The sequence below is a fragment of the Bordetella genomosp. 5 genome, from assembly GCF_002261475.1.
In the GTDB taxonomy this organism is placed as follows: Bacteria; Pseudomonadota; Gammaproteobacteria; order Burkholderiales; family Burkholderiaceae_B; genus Bordetella.
Genome location: NZ_NEVN01000007.1, coordinates 1 through 22979, shown reverse-complemented (window position 1 = coordinate 22979; position 22979 = coordinate 1). Strand labels below are relative to the sequence as shown.

Below are 22979 nucleotides of genomic sequence, written 5' to 3'. Positions count from 1 at the left end.
GCGCGGGGCGCAAGATGCGGCCATGCATGCACTCACCGAATTCTATGAAAACGCCGGCCCGGCCCTCTCCGCGATGGTGCTGGGCGCGTTCCTGCTGGCCGGCACCGTCAAGGGTTGCATCGGCCTGGGTCTGCCCACCGTCGCGATCGGACTGTTGAGTCTGGCTATGCCCGCGCCGCAGGCTGCCGCGCTGCTGATCGTGCCCTCGCTGGTCACCAACGTCTGGCAATGCCTGGTGGGCGGCCAGTTCTGGATGCTGCTGCGCCGGCTCGGGCCCATGCTGATCGCGATCTGCGTGGGCAACGCCCTGGGCGCCTATTGGCTCGCCGGCACCGCGGTCGAGGGGGCGTCCAGCCTGCTGGGCTGTGCGCTGCTGCTGTACGCGGCGCTGGGGCTGGCGGCTGTGCGGATGCAGGTGCCGCCTCGGGCCGAGCCCTGGCTGGGCCCACTCGTGGGCGGCGCCACCGGCCTCGTCACGGCGGCCACCGGCGTCTTCGTGGTGCCGGTGGTGCCTTACCTGCAGGCGCTCGGCCTCGACCGCAACGCGCTCGTGCAGGCGATGGGCATTTCCTTCATGGTGTCCACGCTCGCGATGGCGGGCGGCCTGATCTACAGCGGCGCGCTGGGCACGGGCGAGGCCAGCGCCTCGGTGCTCGCCGTGCTGCCGGCGCTCGCCGGCATGGCGCTCGGTGGCTGGCTGCGCCAGCGCGTCAGCGAAAAGGCGTTCAAGCGCGGCTTCTTCGTCGCTTTGTTTTTGCTGGGGGGACACCTCCTGTTCGCAGGCTGAAGGCTGCTGGCCGACGGCGAACACGCAGCGAGGTGCATCGGCATGGGGTATCGCGTTCCGCTTGCGGACCTCGATACCCCGCTTTTTTTGTCGCGCGGTCGGGCCGTGCAATAAGATGACGGCTCGCATCTCCCTGTCAGGCTTTCCATGTCCGATTCGCATCCCGACCTCAGTCAGGCCCCCGAGGGCCACCTCACCGAAACCCTGGAATCCAGCGAGTCCGTCTATCGCGGCCGTTTCCTGCACATCAAGAACGACATGGTGCGGCTGCCCAACGGCAACGTCGCCTCGCGCGAATACGTGGTGCATCCGGGCGCGGTCGTGATCATTCCCCTGCTCGACGACGGCCGCATTCTGCTGGAGCGCCAGTTCCGCTACCCGGTGGGCCAGGTGATGACGGAGTTTCCGGCCGGCAAGCTCGATCCGGGCGAAGACCCGCTGGCCTGCGCCAAGCGCGAGCTCTTCGAAGAGACCGGCTACACCGCGGGCGAATGGGCCAAGGCGGGCATCCTGCACCTGGCCATCGCCTACTCCACCGAGATCATCCACATCTATTTCGCCCGCGGCCTGCGTGCCGGCGAACGCCAGCTCGACGACGACGAATTCCTCGACGTGCGCAGCGCCTCGGTCGACGAGTTTCTCGCCGCCTGTCAGCGCGGTGAAGTGACCGACGCCAAGACGCTCACATGCACCCTCTGGCTGCAGAACGCGCTGAGCGGCGCGTGGTCCCTGCCGTGGCAAGCGGCCTGACGCCGCCGGCGCAAGGGGGCGCCGATCCGGCGGCTCCGAGCCATCGCGTCACGCTGCAGCCGTCGGGCTGGCAGTACGACGCACCGCAGGGCCAGTCCCTGATGCGGGCCGCGCGCGCGGTCGGCATCAGGCTGCCGAGCTCCTGCCGCAACGGCACCTGCCGCGCCTGCATTTGCATGCTGGTCAGCGGCGAGGTGCGTTATGAGATCGAATGGCCCGGCGTGACGCGCGAGGAGCGCGAAGAGGGCTGGATGCTGCCCTGTGTGGCGCACGCGCAAAGCGATGTGGTGCTCGAGGTGCCCGACGCGGTGCGTATCGAGCCTGCTTCGCCCGCGCCGCGCCAGCGCCTCACCGGCGCGCAGCGCTGAAGATCCGCGGTTTCAGGGCTCGATCGGCAGGCACGGCGCGCCTTTGGGCAACGGTGACGTGGTGTCGCCGAGCAAGGCCCGCGCGCCGCACGTCGAGCCGAACATGGCCGTCGAACTGTGTCCCACGCCCACGACCTGCTGCGCCTGATGCCGCGTGGCGGGCCAGTCGGTGTGCCGCTGCGCCAGCCAGGCCTCGTAGCGCCAATAGCCGGTGCCGCGCGCCCAGCGCGTGGCACCCTGGGCCTCGGCGCCGCAGGTCTTGTCGAGATACTGGTGTTCGGGATTGTTGTCGGCGCTGCCCAGCAGATAGGTCACGTTGCGCTGCAGATATCGCGCGGCGAGTTTGAGCGGATCGGTGACCGACGAGTACGGCGGCATCTGGTCCGGCCCATACTTGTACTGGGTGTAAGTGGGACAAATACCGCGCTCATAGGGGGCGAAACCGCGGCCATCGGCGCGCGGCCGCTCCGGCGTGAGGTACAGATACGACGACGGGTTGGCCACGACGTAGCGCAGGATCAGGCCCGTCTTGCGCAAGGATTCGTCGGCATCGTTGAGCACGGCGTAGCGATGCACCAGCTGAGCGCCGGCGGAGTGGCCGGCGATGACCAGCTCGCGCAGGGCGGGCAGCCGGCCCTGCGCCGTGAGCTCGCGCGCCAGATCGTCGAGCACCTGGATCGAAGTCACGGCGGGTGGCCGGTCCTTCAGGGTCATGCTGGCCGCGCCGTCTTCCCAGCTGGCGCGACGCCATGCCGGCATGCGGCCGAAGCCGGCATCGATCGCGCTGGCGAACTTGGGCGCCACGATGAGAGTGTCATCGGCGCGTTCCGGGTTGGCGTGATAGAGCTGCGCGACCGATTCGAAGGCGCGATTGGCGTCGCGCGTGACGCCATGGACCACGATCACGACACGGCGGATGCCGCGCAGATCGTCTTCCTGGAGATTCTTGCTGGTGTAGACCGGAAACGCATAGCGTCGGCCGGGTTTGCCCAGCTCAATCGGGCGCCAGGGCGGCGTGGTGACCGGCGCGGGCACGACCGGGGCGGCGTAGGGATCATGGCCTTCGGCGGGCTGGCCGGCGAGCTGGGCGTGCGCAGGCCACGCGCAGCAGAGCGCGGCCAGCGCGGCCGTGGCGGGCCAGCACGTGCGCGGCGCGTTCAGCAATGTTCCTGGCCCAGCAGCTCGAGCAGGGCCGCGTGATCGAGGATGCGCACTTCGCGCTGGTTGATGCGGATCAGGCCCTCGCGCGCAAAGCGCGACAGCAGGCGCGAGACGGTCTCGAGCGTGAGGCCCAGGTAGTTGCCGATCTCTTCGCGGCTCATGCGCAGCACGAATTCGCTCGAGGAGTAGCCCAGGGCGGCGTAGCGTTGCGACAGGTTGAGCAGGAAGGCGGCCACGCGCTGCTCGGAGCGCATCGAGCCCAGCGTGGCGAGCATCTGATGCGAGCGCGAGATCTCGCGGCTCATCAGGCGCCGGAACTGCTGCTGCAGGCTCGGCAGATGGGTGGCCACGCGATCGATCTCGGGCAGGCGGATGACGCAGACCTCGGAGTCTTCGAGCGCGACGGCGTTGGAGACATGGCGGCCTTCGATCATGCCGTCGAAACCCACGATCTCGCCCGGCAGGTGAAAGCCGGTGATCTGCAGTTGTCCCGACGCGTCTTCGAGCTGGGTCTTGAGCGAGCCGAAGCGCACGCCATAGACCGCGTCGAGCGGGGCGTCGAGCTCGTACAGCGGCTTGCCCTTTTCGACACGCACGCGTTCCTTGACCAGGTCGTCGAGCTTTTCGACTTCGCTCGCGGCCATGCCGACGGGAATGCAGACGTGACCGAGCATGCAGCTCGAACAATGTGCGGCATCCGGCGAAATGGCAACCCGTTTTTGCATAGTGACCTCGAGGCTTGAACACCGGCTTTGAGCTAGGCCCGCCGGTTGGTGTTACGTCTGGCGCGCACGCGAGTGTGCGTACCAAATGTGTATAGCGTCGTTACATTGTAGTCCCGCTGGCGCCATCGTAGCGACTCCGGGTGTCAGCGGTGTGATGACGCGCCCGGATTATGTGTAGCGACCCTTTGGTCGCAAGGCCGGGCGCGGCGCGACGCGGGGTGGTCCGCGCGCGACGTCGCACGCGCGAGGCCGTGGGTTGTGCCGAGACGCGTCTCGCGTGTAGTGTATGCCGGGTGCAAGTCGTAGTTCGGCGCTGGACGCCCCCGCGCAAATAGGGCAGTGGGTCTTGAAAAGCCCACTCGCGTCCGCATATTCAGGTCATCGAGCCGGCTGATCCATCTTCGGCGTGGCTCTCTTCATAGCCAACGACCATCATGCGATTCGACAAACTTACGACCAAGTTCCAGCAAGCCCTGGCCGACGCGCAAAGCCTGGCCGCCCGTAACGACCATCCCTATATCGAGCCGCTGCACGTGCTGGCGGCCCTGCTGGGCGACGCCGACAGCGGCGCGACCAGTCTGCTGGCGCGTGCCGGCGTGGCCGTCAACCGGCTGCAGCCCGCGCTCGACCAGGCCCTCAAGAACCTGCCGCAGGTGCAGGGCAGCGATAACGTCCAGGTCGGCCGCGACCTGCAGGGCGTGTTCACGCGTACCGATAAAGAGGCGGCCCGCCGCGGCGATACCTACATCGCCAGCGAGCTGTTCCTGCTGGCGCTCGCCGACGACAAGAGCGACGCCGGCCGCATCCTGCGCGAAGCCGGCCTGCAGAAGAAGGCCCTCGAAGCGGCCATCGACGCGGTGCGTGGCGGTCAGAACGTCAACGCCGCCGAAGGCGAGTCCAACCGCGAAGCGCTGTCCAAATACACGCTCGATCTCACCGAGCGTGCCCGCGAAGGCAAGCTCGATCCGGTGATCGGCCGCGACGACGAGATCCGCCGCACCATTCAGATTCTGCAGCGCCGCACCAAAAACAACCCGGTGCTGATCGGCGAACCCGGCGTGGGCAAGACCGCCATCGTCGAAGGGCTGGCGCAGCGTATCGTCAACGACGAGGTGCCCGAGTCCCTGCGGGGCAAGCGCGTGCTGTCGCTCGACCTGGCCGCACTGCTGGCCGGTGCCAAGTTCCGCGGCGAGTTCGAAGAGCGCCTGAAGGCCGTGCTCAAGGAGCTCGCACAGGACGACGGCCAGAACATCGTGTTCATCGATGAGTTGCACACCATGGTCGGCGCCGGCAAGGCCGAGGGCGCCATGGACGCCGGCAACATGCTCAAGCCCGCGCTGGCGCGCGGCGAGCTGCATTGCATCGGCGCGACCACGCTCGACGAATACCGCAAGTACATCGAAAAAGACGCCGCGCTCGAACGCCGCTTCCAGAAGGTGCTGGTGGGCGAGCCCGACGTCGAGTCGACGATCGCGATTCTGCGCGGCCTCCAGGAGCGCTACGAGCTTCACCACGGCGTGGACATCACCGACCCGGCCATCGTGGCCGCGGCCGAGCTGTCCAATCGCTACATCACCGACCGCTTCCTGCCCGACAAGGCCATCGACCTGATCGACGAGGCGGCCGCGCGCATCCGCATGGAAATCGATTCCAAGCCCGAGGTGATGGACCGGCTCGACCGCCGCATCATCCAGCTCAAGATCGAGCGCGAAGCCGTCAAGAAAGAAACCGACGATGCATCGCGCCGGCGTCTGGCCGTGATCGAGGAAGAGCTCGAGAAGCTGCAGCGCGAGTACAACGACTACGAAGAGATCTGGAAAGCCGAGAAGGCCGCGGTGCAGGGCGCGCAGGCCATCAAGGAAGAGATCGACAAGGTTCGTGCCGAGATGGCCGAGCTGCAGCGCAAGGGTCAGTTCGACAAGCTCGCCGAGCTGCAATACGGCAAGCTGCCCGAGCTCGAGGCGCGCCTGTCGGCCGCCGATAGCGCCGAGCAGGCCGCCGAGAAGCAGGACACCGACAGCGGCAAGCCGCGCCTGCTGCGCACCGAGGTCGGCGCCGAAGAAATCGCCGAGGTGGTGTCACGCGCCACCGGCATTCCAGTATCCAAGATGATGCAGGGCGAGCGCGACAAGCTGCTCAAGATGGAGGAGTTCCTGCATCGCCGCGTGGTGGGGCAGGACGAAGCCGTGCGCCTGGTCGCCGACGCGATCCGCCGCTCGCGCGCCGGCCTCGCCGATCCGTCGCGTCCGTATGGCTCGTTCCTGTTCCTGGGCCCCACCGGCGTGGGCAAGACCGAGCTCACGCGCGCGCTGGCCGAGTTCCTGTTCGACTCCGAAGAGCACCTGATCCGCATCGACATGAGCGAGTTCATGGAGAAGCATTCGGTGGCCCGCCTGATCGGCGCGCCCCCGGGCTATGTGGGTTACGAAGAAGGGGGCTACCTGACCGAAGCCGTGCGGCGCAAGCCCTACAGCGTGGTCCTGCTCGACGAGGTCGAGAAGGCGCACCCGGACGTGTTCAACGTGCTGCTGCAGGTGCTCGACGACGGCCGCCTCACCGATGGCCAGGGTCGCACCGTCGACTTCCGCAACACCGTGATCGTGATGACGTCCAACCTGGGCTCGCAGCATATCCAGACCATGGCGGGCAAGCCCTACGAAGTCATCAAGGAGGTCGTGTGGGACGAGCTCAAGCAGTCGTTCCGCCCCGAGTTCCTCAACCGGATCGACGAAGTCGTGGTGTTCCACGGGCTCGACGCGCAGCACATCGAATCGATCGCGCGCATCCAGCTCAAGCGGCTGGCCGACCGGCTCGAGAAGCAGGAGATGCGGCTGGAGGTGACCGATGCGGCGCTCGCGGAGATCGCGCGTGCGGGCTTCGACCCGGTGTTCGGCGCGCGGCCGCTCAAGCGCGCGATCCAGCAGCAGGTCGAGAACCCGGTCGCGCGGCTCATTCTCGAAGGCAAGTTCGGACCGCGCGACGTCGTGCCGGTGGATTGGCAGGACGGCAAGTTCGTGTTCACGCGCACGCTGCAGTGAATGCCGGCCTGAAATGAAATACGGCGCCCTCGGGCGCCGTATTTTTTTGCCTGACCATCGCTCATGTCTGGCCTCCGGCCGCGCCGGAGGCATCGCGCTCGGCCTGGGCGATGATGGCCTGGGCGGTCCAGCGCACCACATCGGTAATGCCCTCGAGATCGAGCTTCCAGATGTCTTTGAGCACCAGGAACACCTCGGTGCCATACAGCAGCGAGAGTGCCTGCGCCACGCGTTGCAGCGCGGCCGGCTCGAGCCGGTCGGCGAGCGGCGCCAGCACATGACGCAGCGTATCGACACGGTGTCCGCGCACCAGCAGTGGCGTGGCCTGATCGCCCGCCCGCGCGGCCGCCTGCTGCTGCAGCGACACCATCAGCGCCGCGCGCAGCGGCGCTTCGTGCTCTTCGAGGCGGGGATAGGCGTAGGTGAGCAACTCGTCGACGCGCGCGCCGGCGTCGCCCGCGCGGGCCTGCCAGTCGAGCAGGGGGCCCAGGCTCTGGTCGACCACGGCGGCGATCAACGCGCTCTGGCTCGGAAAATAGCGGTACGCCGTGGCACGCGATACCTCGGCGGCTTCGGCAAGCTCGGCGACCGACGGAGTGATGCCCGCGGCCATCATCCGCTGCGCGGTGTCGAGCAGCGTGCGGCGCATGCGCGCGCGCGGGCCGTGCGGCGGTTCGCCGCTCTGAGCGGCCTGGCGGCTGGCGGGGCCGATCTGGGGGTTTTTCATGGGAGAGGCGGCGGCAGGGCGGACGCCTTCCGGTTGACCTGAGACAGGTGTCTCATTATGATTCGTTCGTCTCATTGCAGTCGCATCGCCGGCAGCGGCAGTAGTGTTGCGGGCGCTCGCGACCCAGGATATACAGAGGCGCGCGCACCTGTCAGTGTAACGCGCTCGCGGAGGAGTCATGGCAACTGATCTACGGCGCGTCTATGTCGCCGCCACATTCGACACCAAGGCCGACGAGGCCGCCTTCCTGGCGGCGCGGCTCGCGGCCGCGGATGTCCCGGTGATCACGGTGGACTTGTCGACCGGCGCCGAGGCAGCGTCCGGCGCGATCGTATCGGCCGCCGAGGTCGCCGATCACCATCCCGAGGGCCGTGCCGCGGTCTTCACCGGCGATCGCGCCAGTGCGATCGCGGCCATGACGCTCGCGTTCGAGCGCTTTCTGGTCGCCCGCCGCGACGTGGGCGCGGTGCTGGGCGTCGGCGGCTCCGGTGGCACGGCGCTGATCGCGCCCGCCATGCGGGCCATGCCGGTGGGCCTGCCCAAGCTGATGGTCTCGACCATGGCATCGGGCAACGTCGCCCCTTACGTCGGCCCCGTCGACATCGCCATGATGTATTCCGTGACCGACGTGGCCGGGCTGAACCGCATCTCGCGGCGCGTGCTTGCCAACGCGGCGGGCGCCATCGCGGGCGCCTATCGCGCGGCCCTGGAGCCGCAGGATGCAGGCGGCAGGGCCGCGGTCGGCATCACGATGTTCGGCGTGACCACGCCGTGTGTGCGGGAGGTCAGCGCGTTGCTGCAATCGCACTACGACACGCTGGTGTTCCATGCCACGGGCACGGGCGGGCGCTCGATGGAAAAGCTGCTCGACAGCCATCTGCTGACCGGCGTGCTCGACCTGACGACCACCGAGGTCTGCGACATGCTGTTCGGCGGCGTACTCGCCTGCACGCCCGATCGCTTCGGCGCGGTGGCGCGGACGCGCGCGCCTTACGTGGGATCGTGCGGCGCACTGGATATGGTGAATTTCGGCGAACCCGCGACCGTGCCCGAACGCTACCGCGGCCGCCTGTTCTATCCGCATAACGCGCAGGTCACGCTGATGCGCACCACGGCCGAAGAGAACGCGCGCCAGGGCGCCTGGATCGCCGAGCGGCTGAACCAGTGCGACGGCGAGGTGCGCTTTCTGTTGCCCGAGGGCGGCGTGTCGGCGCTGGACGCGCCGGGCCAGGCCTTCTGGGACCCGGCCGCCGATGCCGCGCTGTTCGAGGCCATCGAGCGCGACTTCATCCAGACAGAACGGCGGCGCCTGATCCGGGTGCCGCACCACATCAACGATCCGCGCTTCGCCAGCATCGCGGTCGAGCATTTCCGGGCGATCGCGCCCGACTGAGGAGTTTCCGTCATGCCCCGTTTCGAACGCACTGCCTTGCTGCAGAAGTTCCAGTCCATGGTGCGCGAGCGCCGTCCCATCGTCGGCGGTGGCGCCGGCACCGGACTGTCGGCGAAGTGCGAAGAAGCCGGCGGCATCGATCTGATCGTGATCTACAACTCGGGCCGCTACCGCATGGCCGGACGCGGCTCGCTCGCGGGCCTGCTGGCCTACGGCAACGCGAACGAGATCGTGATGGACATGGCGCGCGAGGTGCTGCCCGTGGTGCGCCACACGCCGGTGCTGGCCGGCGTCAATGGCACCGATCCGTTCTGCAACTTCGACGTGTTTCTCGATGAGCTGATTCGCGCCGGCTTTTCGGGCGTGCAGAACTTCCCCACGGTGGGGCTGATCGATGGCAACTTCCGCGCCAATCTCGAAGAAACCGGCATGGGTTATGCGCTGGAGGTCGAGTTGATCCGGCTGGCGCACGACAAGGGCCTGCTCACCACCCCGTATGTGTTCAACGAAGACGAGGCGCGCGCCATGACCGAGGCCGGGGCCGACATCATCGTCGCGCACATGGGGCTGACCACCGGCGGCAATATCGGGGCGTCGACCGCGCTCACGCTCGACGATTGCATCGCCCGCATCGACGCGATCGCCGAGGCCGCGCTGGCGGTGCGCGACGATGTTATCGTGCTGTGCCACGGGGGGCCGATCGCCACGCCGGCCGACGCGACGCGCGTGCTGCGCGAGTGCCGTCACTGCCATGGTTTCTATGGCGCCAGCTCGATGGAGCGGCTGCCGACCGAGACCGCGCTCACGGCCGCCACCCAGGCATTCAAGTCACTCTCGTTCTGATCCGCCACGTTGCTGCCGCGCGTGGCCCAAGCCCGTCCGCCAGGAGTTCAGCATGCAGGATCATCAGAAGCACACCGTGTTCGTCAGCGGCGTGGTGCCCGCCCCGATCGACCAGGTCTGGTCGCTGTTGCGCGATTTCAATGCGCTCTCGCAGTGGCATCCGGGCATCGCGGCCTCGCGCCTCGAAGACGAGGGCCGGGGCGACGCGCTGGGCAGCGTGCGGTATCTCGACCTGAACGGCGGCGGCTTCGTGCGCGAACGCCTGCTGGCGCTCGACGACCCGGGGTTCACGCTGCGCTACAGCATCATCGAAACCAGCCTGCCGATGCGCAACTACGTGGCGGGCGTGCGCCTTGCCCCGATCACGCTCGATCAGGCCACGCTGTTCACGTGGTGGGCCGATTTCAACGTGGCCGAGGGCGCTGACCTGGCCGGCGTGGCGCAGGCCGTGGGCGAGAACGTGTTCGCCACCGGCATCCGCGCGATGGCCGAGCGCCTGCGCTAAGCCGTTCGTCCCACGACCTTGCAGCCCGCGGGCCACGTACGCTGTCGCACGTGGCCGCGCAGCGTCGTCATGAATGCCTGCGCCGCTGGGCTGAGCTCGCGCTCTTCGGGATGGATCAGGCAGAGCGTGCGCACCAGGGTCGGCCGCGCCAGCAGGGCATACGACAGCCCCGGCTGCAGAACGCGCTGCACGGCCAGCGCGGGCAGCAGGGCGACCCCGAGTCCGGCCAGCACCAGCGCCGCCTGCGAGGTGGTACTGGACGCTTCGTAGAAGGGCGAGGCCGCCTCGATCGGCAGATCGGCACGCGCGCGCAGCAGCGCCATGATGCCGGTCTCGTCGACCACCCCCACCAGCTTGCGGTCGGCCAGCGCCGACCAGCGCACCGTGCCGTCCTGGCCCGGCGCCAATTGCGTGTCGTCGCTACGGTAGAGCACGCCGAAACGGTCTTCTAGCAGCGGTTCGAACACGAGCCCCGGCGCGTCGGCCCAGCGGCTGGTCAGGCCGAAGTCCACCTCGCCGGCGGCCACCTGGCGCTGGATGCGCGCGGAGTTGTCGTCGCGCAGGTACAGCCGGATACCGGGGTGACTGGCGCAGAAGCCCGCCGCCGCCGGCGCGATGAGCTCGGTGATGGCGGACGGCGCGGCCGCCACGCCGACGCGGCCGCGCTGCAGGGCGCCATAACGCACCGCGTCGTCGATCGCGCCGTCCACGTCGGCCAGCAGCCGCATCACGCGCGGCAGAAATTCCTGCCCGAGCGGAGTGAGCAGCACACGGCGGCTGGTGCGCGAGAACAGATTGGCGCCGAGCGCCGTCTCCAGCTGACGGATCAGGGTGGTGACCGACGATTGCGTCTGGAACAGGCGGCTTGCCGCGTGCGTGAAGCTGCTCTCCTGGGCCACCGCCACGAAGGCGTTCAGGTGTTTGAGCGTGACGTGCTTGGGAAGGCGAGCCATTTCAAAATGCGATCGATGGATTAAGTAAAACAATTTTTGCAGATGGATCCTGGCGTGGATACTAGGCGGATCACTGACTCGCCGTGCTTTGCGCCATGACCGATACGTTTGCCGACTCCGAAGTGCTCGACCTCAAGATCGAGGGTGGCTGGGTGATCGATGGCTCGGGCGCGCCGCGCGTGCGGGCCGATGTCGGCATCGTGGCCGACCGCATCGTGGCGGTGGGCGATCTGTCGCAACGCGCCGCGCGCCGGACGCTGGACGCCGCCGGCCGGGTGGTGGCGCCGGGCTTCATCGACACGCATGGCCACGACGACCTGATGTTCGTCGAGAAGCCGGGTCTCGAATGGAAAACCAGCCAGGGCATCACCACGGTGGTGGTCGGCAACTGCGGGGTGAGCGGCGCGCCCGCGCCCCGGCCGGGCAACACCGCCGCCGCGCTCGCGCTGCTGGGCGAGACGCCGCTCTTCGACGACATGGCCGCTTACCTGGCCGAGCTGGCGCGCCAGCGCCCGATGATCAATGTGGCCGCGCTCGTGGGCCATGCCAACCTGCGTCTGGCCGTCATGGACGATGCGCGGGCCCAGCCGACGGCGGCCGAGCAGGCGCGCATGGAGGCCCTGCTGCGCGAGTCGCTCGAGGCGGGCGCCGTGGGCTTCAGCACCGGCCTGGCCTACGATCCGGGTGGGCAGGCCGGCGAGCAGGAGCTGCGGGGGCTGGCGCGCGTCGCCGCCGAACTGAACCGCCTGCACACCAGTCACATCCGCAATGAGGCGGATCGCGTCGAAGAGGCGGTCGAAGAGGTGCTGGCGATCGGGCGCGACACCGGCTGCGCCACCGTGCTCTCGCATCACAAATGCATGATGCCGGCCAACTGGGGCAAGAGCGCCGCGACGCTCGCCAACATCGACCGCGCCCGCGCGGCGGGCGTGGACGTCGCGCTCGACATGTATCCCTACCCCGGCAGCTCCACCATCCTCATCCCCGAGCGCGCGGACACGATCGACGAGATCCGCATCACGTGGTCCACCCCGCACCCCGAATGCAATGGCCGCGACCTGGCCGACATCGCGCGCGAGTGGGGCTGCGACAAGGTCAGCGCCGCGCGGCGCCTGCTGCCGGCGGGCGCGATCTATTTTGCGATGGACGAGAGCGAGGTGCGGCGCATCTTCCAGCACCCCTGCTGCATGGTCGGCTCCGATGGGCTGCCCAACGACGCGCGGCCCCATCCGCGTCTGTGGGGATCGTTCACGCGGGTGCTGGGCCGGTTCGTGCGCGAGGCCGAGCTGATGTCGCTGGAAGCGACCATCGCCAAGATGACGTCGTTGCCGGCCCGCGTCTTCGGCCTGCGTGACCGGGGCGAGTTGCGCGTGGGCGCGCTGGCCGACGTGGTGGTGTTCGATCCCGCCACCGTGATCGACGAGGCCACCTGGGATCAGCCCACGTTGGCCTCGATCGGCATCGACGCCGTGCTCGTCAACGGCGCCCAGGTATTTCCGGCCGGCGCGAGCGGCGACCGGCCCGGCCGCGTGTTGCGGCGCGACCCCCAAGCCGGCGCTCACTGACCGGCATTCAACAGGAGAGAGACCGACATGAAAGCGTTCAACGCGATTGCCCTGGGCCTGGCCCTCTGTGGCCCCTGGGCCGCGGCCCAAGCCGATTTTCCGGACCGCCCGATCACGCTGATCGTGCCGTTCCCGGCGGGTGGCCCGACCGACATCGTGGGCCGCGTCGCCGCCGCCAAGGCCGGCGAGATCCTGGGCCAGCAGGTGGTGGTGGAAAACCGCACCGGGGCTTCCGGCACGATCGGCATGGCCGCCACGGCGCGCGCCAAGCCCGATGGCTACACCATCGGCCTGGCCACCGTGAGCACCCACGGCACCGCGCCGCACCTGTTTCCCAAGCTGGCTTACGACCCGGTGCGCGACTTCACGCCCATCAGCAATCTGGTCACCAGCCCCAACATCCTCGCCGTGAACCCCTCGCATCCCGCGCGCGACCTCGCCGGGTTCGTCGCCCACGTGCGCGCCAATCCGGGCAAGGAGGGTTACGCAAATGCCGGCGCCGGCGGTGTCAACGACCTGGGCATGATCTGGTTCCTGCAGCTGATCGACGGCAAGATGAACAGCATCTCGTATCGCGGTTCGGCGCCGGCGCTCACCGACACGGTGGCCGGCGTGGTGCCGGTCATCTTCGACAACTTTCCGTCGACGCTGCCGTACGTGAAGAGCGGCCACCTGCGTGCCCTGGCGATCACCGGCACGGCGCGCAACGCCCGCCTGCCGGAGCTGCCGACCTTCGCGGAGCAGGGCTACAAAGACTACGACGTGACCGCCTGGTACGGCGTGGTGGCGCCGGCCGGCGTGCCCGACGCGGTGCGCGACAAGCTGGCGGCCGCCTTCGCGCAGGCGGTGCGCGACCCCGCCACCGCGGCCAAGATGGAAGAGACGGGCGCCTTCCCGCTCGGCAATACGCCGCAGGAGTTCGCCCGTCAGATCGAAACCGAACGAGACCGCTGGAAGGGGGTGATCGACAAGGCGGGGATCAAGCTGCAATAAGGCCGTTCATGGCGCTGTGAGGGCGGGCGGCATAAGATGCACGCTGCAAGCCGGGCCGGCAGTCGGCCCGGCCGTTCTCGAGGATGACGCGCGCCATGCTGACAGCGGTCAATTTTCTTGCCGTGGGCTGCGGCGCCACGCTGGGTGCCTGGCTGCGCTGGATGCTGGGCCTGCGCCTGAATGCCGCGGGCTGGCCTTGGGGCACGCTGGCCGCCAATCTCGGCGGCGGCTATCTGATCGGCCTCGTGCTGGGCCTGATCGCCGCGCATCCCGAATGGCCTGCCTGGGTGCGCCTCGCGGCCGTCACGGGTTTTCTGGGCGGCCTCACCACCTTCTCGACCTTCTCGGCCGAAACGGTCGACATGATCGAACGCGGCGCCTACGCCACCGCGCTGGGCTACGCCGCCCTGAGCCTGTGCGGCTCGCTGCTGCTCACCGCCGCCGGTCTCGCGACCGCGCACGCCTTACGCTAGGGTTTATCCATCGTTGTGAAGTCCGGCACGCTCGCGGGTCGCCGCGCCCACGGCCATGATGTCAGATTTAAGATGTATAAGCTGACATCAATCTGGTTTGCGGTGGCCCTCATGACATCTTTACCCCAAGCGATTCTGCAATCCGCACAGTCTCTCCCTGAGGGCGGAACTGTCACGCCCCGCGATTTTCTACATCTGGGCTCTCGTGCCGCCGTGGACCAGGCTTTCTCCCGCCTCACGCGTTCTGGCGTGCTGTTGCGTCTGGGGCGCGGGGTGTATGCGGCGCCGGTGGCCTCGCCCTTTGGCAAGCGGGCTCCCGCAGCCGAAAAGGTCATTCGCGCCCTCGAGGAAACCACGGGCGAAGCCATCGTTGCTCACGGTGCGGCCGAGGCCAATCGTCTGGGGCTCACCTCGCAGATGCCCGTACGCAGGGTGTTCTTGTCCTCCGGGCCCCCTCGTCGGCTGCTGTTCGGCAAAAATCCGGTGCAAATCGAGCACATCGCACCCGCCAGCTTTCTGCTGGGCCGCACGGAAGAAGCCGCGGCGGCACGCGCGCTCGCATGGTTGGGCCCGGCGGTCGCGGCGCAGGCCCTGCGCAAGCTGCATCGACAGTTGGCCCCGCAGGCGTGGCAGGCATTGACTCGAGCACGCCGACGGTTGCCTGCCTGGATGGCTGAAGCCATCGGGCAGGAAATGCACGTTGGCTGATTCCTTTCTCGGGCAGCCTGTCCACACCAGGCGAGAAGCCCTGCTATATGCCAGCGAACAGCTTGGCCGCCTCCCGGATCTGCTCGAAAAAGACCTCTGGGTGGTGTGGGCGCTCGAGGTCATTTACTCCGGGCCATTGGCCGGCGGCCTGACCTTCAAGGGGGGAACTTCGCTGTCCAAGGCCTACCAAATCATCGACCGATTCTCCGAGGATCTGGACCTCACTTGCGACATACGCAGGATGCTTCCGGAGCACGCGGCAGAGTCCGGCCTTCCTTCATCGGCCGCCCAGGAGAAAAGATGGCGCGGGCTGATCGACGTTCGGCTGCCTGACTGGATCGCAAACACCTTCGTTCCGGGAGTATCCGCAGCACTGGTCGCGCAGGGATTGGCCGCTCGCCTGAACCATGCGGCTCCGGATCAGGTGGAACTGCACTACTCGAGCGCGCTGGACACCGCCGAGAGGTCCTATGTTCGGCCCACGGTCTTGTTCGAGTTTGGTGCCCGTGCAACGGGCGAACCTCATGGGCCCATGCCGGTAAGCAGCGACATCGCCAGTGTCTCTGCACTCTCCGACGCGTTCGCGCTGCCGCATGCAACGCCAGTCGTCATGGGTCTGAGCCGAACTTTCTGGGAAAAGGCAACGGCGGCCCATGTGTACTGCATGCAGCAACGATTGCGTGCGGAGCGCTTCGCGCGACACTGGTATGACCTGGCCGCCATGTTCGGAAGCGTCAATGGTACGTCGATGATCAGGGATCGGAATGTTGCCGACATGGTCGCCGCGCATAAGTCGTGGTTCTTCAAGCATAACGATGCCGGCGGCAATCGAATCGATTACTGGCAGGCCGTGCGGGGAGCGCTCGTGCTTGTGCCCCAGGGCGCTGCGCTTGGCGCGCTACACGACGACTACCTTCGTATGCTCGATGCAGGCCTGCTGCCCGAGGGGGCGCCCGCTTTCGATCAAGTGTTGTCGACATGCGCGCTCATCGAGGCCGCGGCCAATGGCGCGGCGCCATCGCCCTGAGCCTGTGCGGCTCGCTGCTGCTCACCGCCGCCGGTCTCGCGACCGCGCACGCCTTACGCTGACGCGCTTCAGCGGCCGAGCAGCACGCGGGCCGCGGCTAGGCCGCTGCGCACGGCGCCTTCGAGCACGCCGGGATAGCCCGTGTCGGTCCAGTCACCCGCCAGCGCCAGCGAGCGCCAGGGCGTGGTGTTGAGCGGGCGTGCCAGGCCGGGCACCGCCGCGAAGGTGGCGCGCTTTTCGACAAACAACTCGGCGCGCTCGATCGCGGGCAGCGGCTGCAGGCGGGCAGGGTGGTGCGCGGCCTGCTGCGTGACCTGTTCGATCAGCGCGGCGATGGCGGTGTCGCGGTCGGCGTCGACCAGCGCGCGCGCGGCGCTGGCCACGATGGCGAGTTCGCCGCGCTGGCTGTGGCCGGTGAGGCGGGCGCGGTCGAACAGCCATTGGCCGTGATGGCCGCGGGCCGCGTCTTCGCGCAGCAGCATCATGGGCTCGGGCAGCGACCACGGCGCGGCGAGGCGCAGGTTGAGCGTGGCGATGGGTTCGTACTGAAAGGCCTGCAGCGCGCGCAGCAGGCCTTGCGAGCCGGCACCGCGCAGCGCCGGCCCCAGCAGGCGGGCGGCCGCCGAGGGCGGCACGGCCAGCACGGCGCAATCGAATTGCTCGCCGTGGATCTCCACGCCTTGATCGGTCGGCGTCATCTGGCGCACGGTGCTGCCGTAGCGCATCGTGGCGCGCAGCGCGACGAGGTCGGGCCAGAGCGCCGACAGGTCCACGCAGGGCAGCAGCATGTCGCTGTTGCGCCGGTCGCCCGTGAGCGAGTCGCGCAGCACATGCGCGAACAGGCTGGCGCTCGCGGTGGCCAGCGGCGTGTTGAGCGCGGCCAGACAGAGCGGTTCCCAGAGGTTGCGCACCAGTCCGTCGGGCTGCTCGTACTGCGCCAGCAGCGTCGTCACGGTCCAGTCGCGTGGCGGTTGCCAGGCGCGTTGTTCCAGGCCCCGCATCAGCCGGATGGCGGCGAAGCGCTCGCGCCACGACAGGCCACGCGCGGTGATGAGCGCGGCGGCCGCATGCCAGGGCGCGGGCAGCGGCGGGGCCGACAGCCGGAAACGGCCATCCAGGCTCGCGAGGCGCAACGGCCGGCGCATCAGCAGCGCGTCGGGATTGCGCCCGAGGCGGCGCATCAGCGCGAGGGTTTCGCGGTAGGCGCCCAGCAGGATGTGCTGGCCATTGTCGAGGTCGGCGGCGAAGCCGGGATGTACGACGCGGCGCGCGCGGCCACCGGGCGTGCGGCCCGCTTCGAACACCGTGACCTGTGCATCGGCGGCGCGCAGCGTGGCGCAGGCCGCCAGCCCGGCCCAGCCGGCGCCGATGACCGCTGCCTTCATTGGCCCGCGCCGGGACGGCCGAGACGGCGCACGAGACCGCGCCCGCCACTCACCCAGGTCTTCCAGGCGAGCCAGAGCTTGCGCAGCGGCGTGAGCGAAATGCGCTGATGCAGCACCTGCCAGTCGTCGCGCTCGATCTCTTCGAGCAGGGCATGGTAGATCGCCGCCATCATCAGTCCGGGGCGCTGCGCGCGGATGTCGGCATCCGGCAGCGCCTGCATGGCTTCGCGGTAGAGCTCGCGGGTGCGCTGGGCCTGGAAGGCCATCAGCGCGGAAAAGCGTTCGGAATACACGCCGTTCAGAATGTCGCTCGCCTTGACCTCGAACTGCTGCAGCTCGTTGACCGGCAGATAGATGCGGCCACGGCGCGCGTCGTCACCGACATCGCGCACGATGTTGGTCATCTGGAATGCGAGCCCCAGCTTGGAGGCGTATTCGAGCGTGCGCGGATCGGTGTAGCCGAAGATGCCGGCCGACATCTCGCCGACGACCCCGGCCACGTGCCAACAGTATTTGCGCAGGCCGGGCCAGTCGAGATAGCGCGTCTGGTCCAGGTCCATTTCCATGCCGTCGATCACGGCCAGCAGGCGCTCGCGCGTGATGCCGTAGTCGGGCAGATGCGGTGCCAGCGCGCGCGTGACCGGATGTTCGGGCTTGCCGTCGAACATCGCGTCGATCTGCGTGCGCCACCACGCCAGCTTGACGCGGGCCAGCGACGGGTCGGTGCATTCGTCGACCACGTCGTCGACCTCGCGGCAGAACGCGTACAGCGCCGTGATCGCGCGGCGCCGGGGCACGGGCAGGAACAGGAAGGCGTAGTAGAAACTCGAGCCGCTTTTGGCGGCCTTGTCCTGGCAGTATTCGTCAGGGGTCATATCAAGTCAGGGAGCGCCACAGCATGAGGGCCCAATCTTTGGCGCCCAGTACGGGGCGATTCATGAATACGTCGTAGTTGGCGTGTTCGATGCGTTGCAGGATGCGCAATCCGCCCTGAACCACCAGCCTCAGTTCGAGGCCGATGCGCCCGGGCAGCCGGCGCGGCAGCGCAGCGCCAGAGTGTAGCAGTGCGCGCGTGCGCTCGACCTGGAAGGCCATCAGCTGGCGCCACGCGGGCGTGAGACGGCAGACCGCGATGTCTTCGTCGCTCACGCCGAAACGGTCCAGGTCTTCCTGGGGCAGGTAGACGCGCGCCTTGCGCCAGTCGACCCGTACATCCTGCCAGAAGTTGACCAGTTGCAGCCCGGTGCAGATGGCGTCGGCGTCGCGCAGGTTGGCCTGGTCGGCCGCGCCATAGAGATGCAGCATCAGTCTGCCCACCGGGTTGGCCGACCGGCTGCAGTAGTCGAGGAGGGTGGCGTAATCGGCGTAGCGCGTGGTGGTCACGTCCTGCTCGAAGGCCGACAGCAGGTCGAAGAACGGCGTGATCGGCAACTGATGGCGCGCGATGGTGGCCGCCAGTGGATCGAAGATGGGCGCCAGCGCGGGGTCCCCGGGCACCCGGGTGGCCGGTTCGGCGCCGATGCGATGCAGTTCGGCCCGATAGGCCTGCAGGGCGCGCAGACGCTCGTCGGGCGCGGCGTCGCCCTCGTCGGCCAGGTCGTCGGCATGGCGGGCGTAGCGGTAGATGTCGCGCACGGCCGGCCGCAAGCGGCGCGGCAGCAGCAGCGAGGCCACGGGAAAGTTCTCGTAGTGGTCGACGGCCATATACCTTGTGTAGCGGCGGTGCGCGGGCCCATCCCGCGCAGGCCCCGTATTTTAGTGGCTGCCCGGGGCGCGGCGGGTGTCCGGATGTCAGCGATCAGTTAGACTAGGCGGCTTGAAGGAAAATCCTCATGCCGCGTCCGATCTCCGTCTCGATAGCTCCTGCCGCCCTGCGGCATAACCTGTCCGTGGTGCGCGAGCACCTCGATCGCACGGCGGAGCGCGCGGGCGGCACGCCCGCCTCGATCTGGGCCGTGATCAAGGCCAACGCCTACGGCCACGGCATCGAGCAGGCAGTGTCCGGCTTTTCCGATGCGCAGGGTCTGGCCATGCTCGATCTGCAGGAGGCCGTGCGCTGCCGCGAGGCCGGCTGGGGCGGTCCGATCCTGCTGCTCGAGGGCTTTTTCGAGCCCGACGACCTCGATATCGTCGACCGCTACCACCTCACCACTTCCGTGCACAATCGCGAGCAGCTCGACATGCTCGCGCATGCGAAGCTGTCGCGGCGGGTCGACATCATGCTCAAGCTCAACACCGGCATGAACCGGCTGGGCTTCAGCGCCCATTCGTACGGCCCCGCGCACGCCCGCGCGCTGCAGCTTCAAGAGCGCGGCCAGCTCGGCACCGTCGGCAAAATGACGCACTTTGCCTGCGCCGACGGCGAGCAGGGCGTCGCCGCGCAGATGAACGTCTTCAACGCCAACACGCAGGGCCTGGCGGCGGGGCCGGTCAGCGTCTGCAACTCGGCCGCCACGCTGCGCTACGCGGAGATCGCGGTGGGCGACGCGCAGACCACCCACTGGGTGCGCCCGGGCATCTGCCTGTACGGCGCCTCGCCGTTCGCGGATGCCGACGCCGCGAGCTTCGGCCTGCGCCCGGCCATGACGCTGCGTTCCGAGCTGCTGTCCGTGCAGGAGATTCCCGCCGGCGCCGCCGTGGGCTATGGCGCCACGTTCACCGCGCCCGCGCCGATGCGCATCGGGGTGGTGGCGTGCGGCTATGCCGACGGCTATCCCCGCCATGCCGGCACCGGCACGCCGGTCACGGTCGGCGGCGTGACCACGCGTCTGGTCGGCCGCGTGTCGATGGACATGCTGATGGTCGATCTCGATCCGGTGCCGGGCGCCGCCTTCGGCACGCCTGTCGTGCTGTGGGGCGAGGGCGGCCCGAGCGTCGACGAGGTCGCCACGCATGCCGGCACCATCGGCTACGAGCTGCTGTGCGCCGTCGCGCCGCGGGTGCCGCGTTTCGTGGTCTGACCGGCGCGTTTCGAGTCCGCCATTGCGAGCCTGCGGTTTCAGTCCTGGCTTTTGCCGGCCGTCGGGGCTGACGCGGCCGTGTCCCGTACGTGGACACCCGGATAGCGGCGGACGGCAACGCAAGTTACAAGACAGCGCGCCCCGGCTTGGTGTCTACTAGGCGAATCCGCCCTCACGGGGCGGCCGAACGAACCGTGGCAGCGTGGGCAGCCACGGCAATAATTTAGCGAGGTTTCGATCCATGAAGGACAAATGTGTGCTCGTGACGGGCGCAACCAAGGGCATCGGCTGGGCGCTGTCGCAGCGGTTGACGGACCTGGGCTGTCACGTGGTCGGAATCGCGCGCAATACCACCGATGTGGACTTCCCCGGTTATCTCTACGCCTGTGATCTTTCCGACGCCGGCCGCACCGAAGAGGTGCTGCGCGAGATCCGTGAAAAATTCCCGGTCGACGCCGTCGTCAACAACGTCGGCGTGGTGTCGCCGCAGGCCTTGGGCGAGATCGACCTCGCCACGCTTTACACCGTGCTCGACCTGAACGTGCGCGTCGCGGTGCAGGTCACGCAGGCCTTCATCGAATCCATGAAGGCGCGCCGCGCGGGCCGGATCGTCAACGTCTGCAGCCGTGCCGTCCAGGGCTCGCTGCACCGGACCGCCTACTCCGCGGCCAAGAGCGCGCTGGTGGGCTGCACCCGCACCTGGGCGCTCGAGCTCGCCGAATACGGCATCACGGCCAACGCCGTGGCGCCGGGCCCGATCGAGACCGAGCTGTTCCGCGCCAACCACCCGGCCGGCAGCGATGCCGAAAAGCGCGCGCTGGCCTCGATCCCGATGAAGCGTCTGGGTTCGCCCGCGGATGTCGCGGCCGCCATCGCATTCCTCCTGTCCGACGACGCGGGCTACATCACCGGCCAGGTCATCGGCGTGGACGGCGGCGGCGCGCTGGGCGGACGCTGAGTCGCATTTCTTTCCGATGCAACAAGGCCGCTGGAGCGATCCGGCGGCCTTGTTTTTTGTGCTTGGCGGGCGCGGGCGTCAGGCGACGGCCTCGGCCCGTGTGGCTCAGTAGGGTCCCTGCGTGCGGGCGGTTGCCGCGGCGCCCGGCTTGAACCGTTGCACCAGTTGCTCGCTGGCTCGCGCCAGCAGCGAAGCATCGGCGCCCACGGCCACGAACGTGGCGCCCAGATCCAGGAAATGCTGCGCGCGGGCCGGATCGCCGTGCAGGATGCCGGCCGCCCGGCCCGTGGCCACGATGCGTTCGATCGTGCGGTCCAGGGTGGCAAGCATCTCGGGGTGATCGGGTTCGCTCAGATAACCCATGCTGGCCGACAGATCGGCCGGCCCGATGAACAGACCGTCCACGCCCTCGACGGCCGCGATGGACTCGAGCGCTTCCAGTCCTTGCGGCGTCTCGATCTGGACCAGCACGCAGATCTCCTCGTTGGCGCGGGCCAGGTAATCGGGCACCCGATTCCAGCGGGCCGCGCGTGCGAGCGCGCTGCCGACGCCACGGATACCCTGAGGCGGATAGCGCACCGCCGCCACCGCGCGCGCCGCTTCTTCGGCGGACTGCACCATCGGAATCAGCACGGTCTGCGCGCCGATGTCGAGGATGCGCTTGAGTTCGACGGGATCATTGCTGCCCGGACGCACGACCGGCATGACCGGGTAGGGCGCCACGGCCTGCAACTGCGACAACATGGTCTGCAGCGTGTTGGGCGAATGCTCGCCGTCGATGACGAGCCAGTCGAAGCCCGCGCCGGCGCAGATTTCAGCGGTGTACGGATGAGCGAGACCGGCCCACAAACCGATCTGGGGCTGGCGGGCGGCCAGCGCGCGTTTGAAATGGTTGGTCAGCAGGTCCATGAGCGATCAGGGAGAGGGTCGGGGGGCGGTGCCCGGATCGGCCGGCGTCGTGCCGTCCGGCGACGGCGTCGCGGCGGGAGAGGTCGTGCCTGGCGCGGCGCTGTCAGGCTGCGCGGCGGGCTGCGGCGCGGGTGGGGGCGGCAGGGGCGACGGCGCCGCCGGCACGGTTTCGGCGGCGGGCAACAGCGCGACCAGATCCGGCGGCAACTCGATCTCGGGCTCGTCGTCGTGCAGCGAGTGCAGTTGCGCGAGCGCGTTGTTGCGCTGGTTGTTGCGCAACAGCGCACGGATGTACTCGATGCGCGAGGTGGCGTCCGGGCCGGCGGGCGGCTTTACGGTGTGACTGGGATTGGCAGCGAGTTGCGCTTTCGCGCCTTCGGCGGCGCGCTCCGCCGGCAAGGCGCTGGCGGGCAGCGGCTCGCCGCTGAAGGACTGTTCCGACCGGCGCGCGGCCTCGCCGACTTCCGCCATCCGCGGCGCGCCGCGTTCGGTGGGGGCCGGCGCGACGTTGGCGTCGGAGGACGACGGCGCCTGCGCGCTCGCCGACGTTTCGCCCGCGGCCGTTCCGCCAGCCGGGGCAGGGGCAGGGGGGGCTGCGGCAGCCGGCGCTGCGGGAGCGGGAGCTTCAGCGGAGGGTGTGCCGGCAGCCGGCGCTGCGGCAGCCGGCGCTGCGGCGCCCGGCGCGTCGGCAGCCGGCGCTTCGGCCGCCGGCGCTTCGGCCGCCGGTGCCGATGCGAGCGGCGCCGCGGCC

At 68.8% G+C, this 22979-nt stretch carries 22 protein-coding genes and 1 pseudogene; 14 read left to right on the top strand and 9 right to left on the bottom strand.

All coding sequences use genetic code 11. The features are described 5' to 3' along the window. Positions 1-22: 22 nt before the first annotated feature. The 3 genes from CEK29_RS13030 (at position 23) to CEK29_RS13020 (ending at position 1905) form a co-directional block, all read left to right on the top strand. Entirely contained in the window at positions 23-787 is a 765-nt protein-coding gene (locus CEK29_RS13030) for a sulfite exporter TauE/SafE family protein (RefSeq protein WP_094858536.1), read from the top strand. A gap of 147 nt (positions 788-934) precedes the next feature. Then, on the top strand, positions 935-1537 hold the full coding sequence (locus tag CEK29_RS13025; protein ID WP_094858383.1) for an NUDIX domain-containing protein: 603 nt from the start codon (positions 935-937) through the stop codon (positions 1535-1537). Then, complete coding sequence (locus CEK29_RS13020; RefSeq protein WP_255176153.1) at positions 1522-1905, top strand: 2Fe-2S iron-sulfur cluster-binding protein; 384 nt, start codon at positions 1522-1524, stop codon at positions 1903-1905. Before CEK29_RS13025 ends, CEK29_RS13020 begins: the two co-directional genes overlap by 16 nt. 12 nt (positions 1906-1917) lie before the next feature. On the opposite strand, the gene CEK29_RS13015 is transcribed toward CEK29_RS13020, so the two are convergent. Then, positions 1918-3027, bottom strand: a complete 1110-nt coding sequence (locus CEK29_RS13015; RefSeq protein ID WP_249279071.1) for a hypothetical protein — start codon at positions 3025-3027, stop codon at positions 1918-1920. Positions 3028-3062: 35 nt separating this feature from the next. Then, on the bottom strand, positions 3063-3791 hold the full coding sequence (fnr, locus tag CEK29_RS13010) for a fumarate/nitrate reduction transcriptional regulator Fnr (RefSeq protein ID WP_094800611.1): 729 nt from the start codon (positions 3789-3791) through the stop codon (positions 3063-3065). Between the two features lie 434 nt (positions 3792-4225). Here fnr and clpB point away from each other — a divergent pair, with 434 nt between their 5' ends. Further along, positions 4226-6829: an ATP-dependent chaperone ClpB gene (gene clpB, locus CEK29_RS13005; protein WP_094800609.1), complete on the top strand. Its 2604-nt coding sequence runs from the start codon at positions 4226-4228 to the stop codon at positions 6827-6829. 61 nt (positions 6830-6890) lie between these two features. Here the strand turns inward: clpB and CEK29_RS13000 are convergent, their stop codons facing one another. After that, a complete protein-coding gene (locus CEK29_RS13000) occupies positions 6891-7556 on the bottom strand; it encodes a TetR/AcrR family transcriptional regulator (protein ID WP_255176152.1) in 666 nt (221 codons plus the stop codon). A 178-nt stretch (positions 7557-7734) separates the two neighbouring features. On the opposite strand from CEK29_RS13000, the gene CEK29_RS12995 reads away from it, so the two are divergent. From CEK29_RS12995 to CEK29_RS12985, 3 genes are read left to right on the top strand one after another with little or no spacing between them, the layout of a single operon-like run. Beyond that, complete coding sequence (locus CEK29_RS12995) at positions 7735-8949, top strand: Tm-1-like ATP-binding domain-containing protein (RefSeq protein ID WP_094858381.1); 1215 nt, start codon at positions 7735-7737, stop codon at positions 8947-8949. A 12-nt stretch (positions 8950-8961) separates the two neighbouring features. Then, complete coding sequence (locus CEK29_RS12990; RefSeq protein WP_094858380.1) at positions 8962-9792, top strand: phosphoenolpyruvate hydrolase family protein; 831 nt, start codon at positions 8962-8964, stop codon at positions 9790-9792. 52 nt (positions 9793-9844) lie between these two features. Then, entirely contained in the window at positions 9845-10297 is a 453-nt protein-coding gene (locus CEK29_RS12985) for an SRPBCC family protein (protein ID WP_094858379.1), read from the top strand. On the opposite strand, the gene CEK29_RS12980 is transcribed toward CEK29_RS12985, so the two are convergent. Further along, positions 10294-11250, bottom strand: coding sequence for a LysR family transcriptional regulator (locus tag CEK29_RS12980; RefSeq protein ID WP_094858378.1), 957 nt, complete (start codon positions 11248-11250; stop codon positions 10294-10296). The genes CEK29_RS12985 and CEK29_RS12980 overlap by 4 nt on opposite strands. Positions 11251-11345: 95 nt before the next feature. On the opposite strand from CEK29_RS12980, the gene CEK29_RS12975 reads away from it, so the two are divergent. The 5 genes from CEK29_RS12975 to CEK29_RS12955 all read left to right on the top strand — a co-directional run bounded on the left by CEK29_RS12975 (position 11346) and on the right by CEK29_RS12955 (position 16016). Next, entirely contained in the window at positions 11346-12815 is a 1470-nt protein-coding gene (locus CEK29_RS12975; protein ID WP_094858377.1) for an N-acyl-D-amino-acid deacylase family protein, read from the top strand. 27 nt (positions 12816-12842) lie between these two features. After that, positions 12843-13808 carry a tripartite tricarboxylate transporter substrate binding protein BugE gene (locus CEK29_RS12970; RefSeq protein WP_094858376.1) on the top strand — a complete coding sequence of 322 codons (966 nt, stop codon included), beginning with the start codon at positions 12843-12845 and terminating at the stop codon, positions 13806-13808. 95 nt (positions 13809-13903) lie between these two features. Beyond that, positions 13904-14281: a fluoride efflux transporter CrcB gene (gene crcB, locus CEK29_RS12965; RefSeq protein WP_094800798.1), complete on the top strand. Its 378-nt coding sequence runs from the start codon at positions 13904-13906 to the stop codon at positions 14279-14281. A 72-nt stretch (positions 14282-14353) separates the two neighbouring features. Next, positions 14354-14989 (top strand): DUF6088 family protein, encoded by a 636-nt coding sequence (locus CEK29_RS12960; RefSeq protein WP_369597737.1) that lies wholly within the window; start codon positions 14354-14356, stop codon positions 14987-14989. Continuing rightward, on the top strand, positions 14982-16016 hold the full coding sequence (locus CEK29_RS12955; RefSeq protein WP_094858375.1) for a nucleotidyl transferase AbiEii/AbiGii toxin family protein: 1035 nt from the start codon (positions 14982-14984) through the stop codon (positions 16014-16016). Before CEK29_RS12960 ends, CEK29_RS12955 begins: the two co-directional genes overlap by 8 nt. Positions 16017-16084: 68 nt before the next feature. Here the strand turns inward: CEK29_RS12955 and hpnE are convergent, their stop codons facing one another. From hpnE to hpnC, 3 genes are read right to left on the bottom strand one after another with little or no spacing between them, the layout of a single operon-like run. Further along, positions 16085-17401 (bottom strand): hydroxysqualene dehydroxylase HpnE, encoded by a 1317-nt coding sequence (gene hpnE / locus CEK29_RS12950; protein ID WP_094858374.1) that lies wholly within the window; start codon positions 17399-17401, stop codon positions 16085-16087. Further along, complete coding sequence (gene hpnD, locus CEK29_RS12945; protein WP_094800590.1) at positions 17398-18276, bottom strand: presqualene diphosphate synthase HpnD; 879 nt, start codon at positions 18274-18276, stop codon at positions 17398-17400. Before hpnD ends, hpnE begins: the two co-directional genes overlap by 4 nt. Position 18277: 1 nt before the next feature. After that, positions 18278-19105: a squalene synthase HpnC gene (gene hpnC / locus CEK29_RS12940; protein ID WP_094858373.1), complete on the bottom strand. Its 828-nt coding sequence runs from the start codon at positions 19103-19105 to the stop codon at positions 18278-18280. A gap of 128 nt (positions 19106-19233) precedes the next feature. Here hpnC and alr point away from each other — a divergent pair, with 128 nt between their 5' ends. Next, on the top strand, positions 19234-20361 hold the full coding sequence (gene alr, locus CEK29_RS12935; RefSeq protein WP_094800586.1) for an alanine racemase: 1128 nt from the start codon (positions 19234-19236) through the stop codon (positions 20359-20361). 241 nt (positions 20362-20602) lie between these two features. Then, entirely contained in the window at positions 20603-21319 is a 717-nt protein-coding gene (locus CEK29_RS12930; protein ID WP_094800584.1) for an SDR family oxidoreductase, read from the top strand. Between the two features lie 105 nt (positions 21320-21424). On the opposite strand, the gene hpaI is transcribed toward CEK29_RS12930, so the two are convergent. Further along, positions 21425-22228, bottom strand: coding sequence for a 4-hydroxy-2-oxoheptanedioate aldolase (gene hpaI / locus CEK29_RS12925; protein WP_094800582.1), 804 nt, complete (start codon positions 22226-22228; stop codon positions 21425-21427). A 6-nt stretch (positions 22229-22234) separates the two neighbouring features. Beyond that, positions 22235-22979 (bottom strand): annotated as a pseudogene (locus CEK29_RS24015) (hypothetical protein); the annotation flags it as partial.

Bases quoted from the DNA above. Each gene is read 5' to 3' on its own strand.
- CEK29_RS13030 (WP_094858536.1), top strand. From the start codon at position 23: ATGCATGCACTCACCGAATTCTATGAAAACGCCGGCCCGGCCCTCTCC.
- CEK29_RS13025 (WP_094858383.1), top strand. From the start codon at position 935: ATGTCCGATTCGCATCCCGACCTCAGTCAGGCCCCCGAGGGCCACCTC.
- fnr (WP_094800611.1), bottom strand. From the start codon at position 3,791: ATGCAAAAACGGGTTGCCATTTCGCCGGATGCCGCACATTGTTCGAGC.
- clpB (WP_094800609.1), top strand. From the start codon at position 4,226: ATGCGATTCGACAAACTTACGACCAAGTTCCAGCAAGCCCTGGCCGAC.
- CEK29_RS13000 (WP_255176152.1), bottom strand. From the start codon at position 7,556: ATGAAAAACCCCCAGATCGGCCCCGCCAGCCGCCAGGCCGCTCAGAGC.
- CEK29_RS12995 (WP_094858381.1), top strand. From the start codon at position 7,735: ATGGCAACTGATCTACGGCGCGTCTATGTCGCCGCCACATTCGACACC.
- CEK29_RS12990 (WP_094858380.1), top strand. From the start codon at position 8,962: ATGCCCCGTTTCGAACGCACTGCCTTGCTGCAGAAGTTCCAGTCCATG.
- CEK29_RS12985 (WP_094858379.1), top strand. From the start codon at position 9,845: ATGCAGGATCATCAGAAGCACACCGTGTTCGTCAGCGGCGTGGTGCCC.
- CEK29_RS12980 (WP_094858378.1), bottom strand. From the start codon at position 11,250: ATGGCTCGCCTTCCCAAGCACGTCACGCTCAAACACCTGAACGCCTTC.
- CEK29_RS12975 (WP_094858377.1), top strand. From the start codon at position 11,346: ATGACCGATACGTTTGCCGACTCCGAAGTGCTCGACCTCAAGATCGAG.
- CEK29_RS12970 (WP_094858376.1), top strand. From the start codon at position 12,843: ATGAAAGCGTTCAACGCGATTGCCCTGGGCCTGGCCCTCTGTGGCCCC.
- crcB (WP_094800798.1), top strand. From the start codon at position 13,904: ATGCTGACAGCGGTCAATTTTCTTGCCGTGGGCTGCGGCGCCACGCTG.
- CEK29_RS12960 (WP_369597737.1), top strand. From the start codon at position 14,354: ATGTATAAGCTGACATCAATCTGGTTTGCGGTGGCCCTCATGACATCT.
- hpnE (WP_094858374.1), bottom strand. From the start codon at position 17,401: ATGAAGGCAGCGGTCATCGGCGCCGGCTGGGCCGGGCTGGCGGCCTGC.
- hpnD (WP_094800590.1), bottom strand. From the start codon at position 18,276: ATGACCCCTGACGAATACTGCCAGGACAAGGCCGCCAAAAGCGGCTCG.
- hpnC (WP_094858373.1), bottom strand. From the start codon at position 19,105: ATGGCCGTCGACCACTACGAGAACTTTCCCGTGGCCTCGCTGCTGCTG.
- alr (WP_094800586.1), top strand. From the start codon at position 19,234: ATGCCGCGTCCGATCTCCGTCTCGATAGCTCCTGCCGCCCTGCGGCAT.
- CEK29_RS12930 (WP_094800584.1), top strand. From the start codon at position 20,603: ATGAAGGACAAATGTGTGCTCGTGACGGGCGCAACCAAGGGCATCGGC.
- hpaI (WP_094800582.1), bottom strand. From the start codon at position 22,228: ATGGACCTGCTGACCAACCATTTCAAACGCGCGCTGGCCGCCCGCCAG.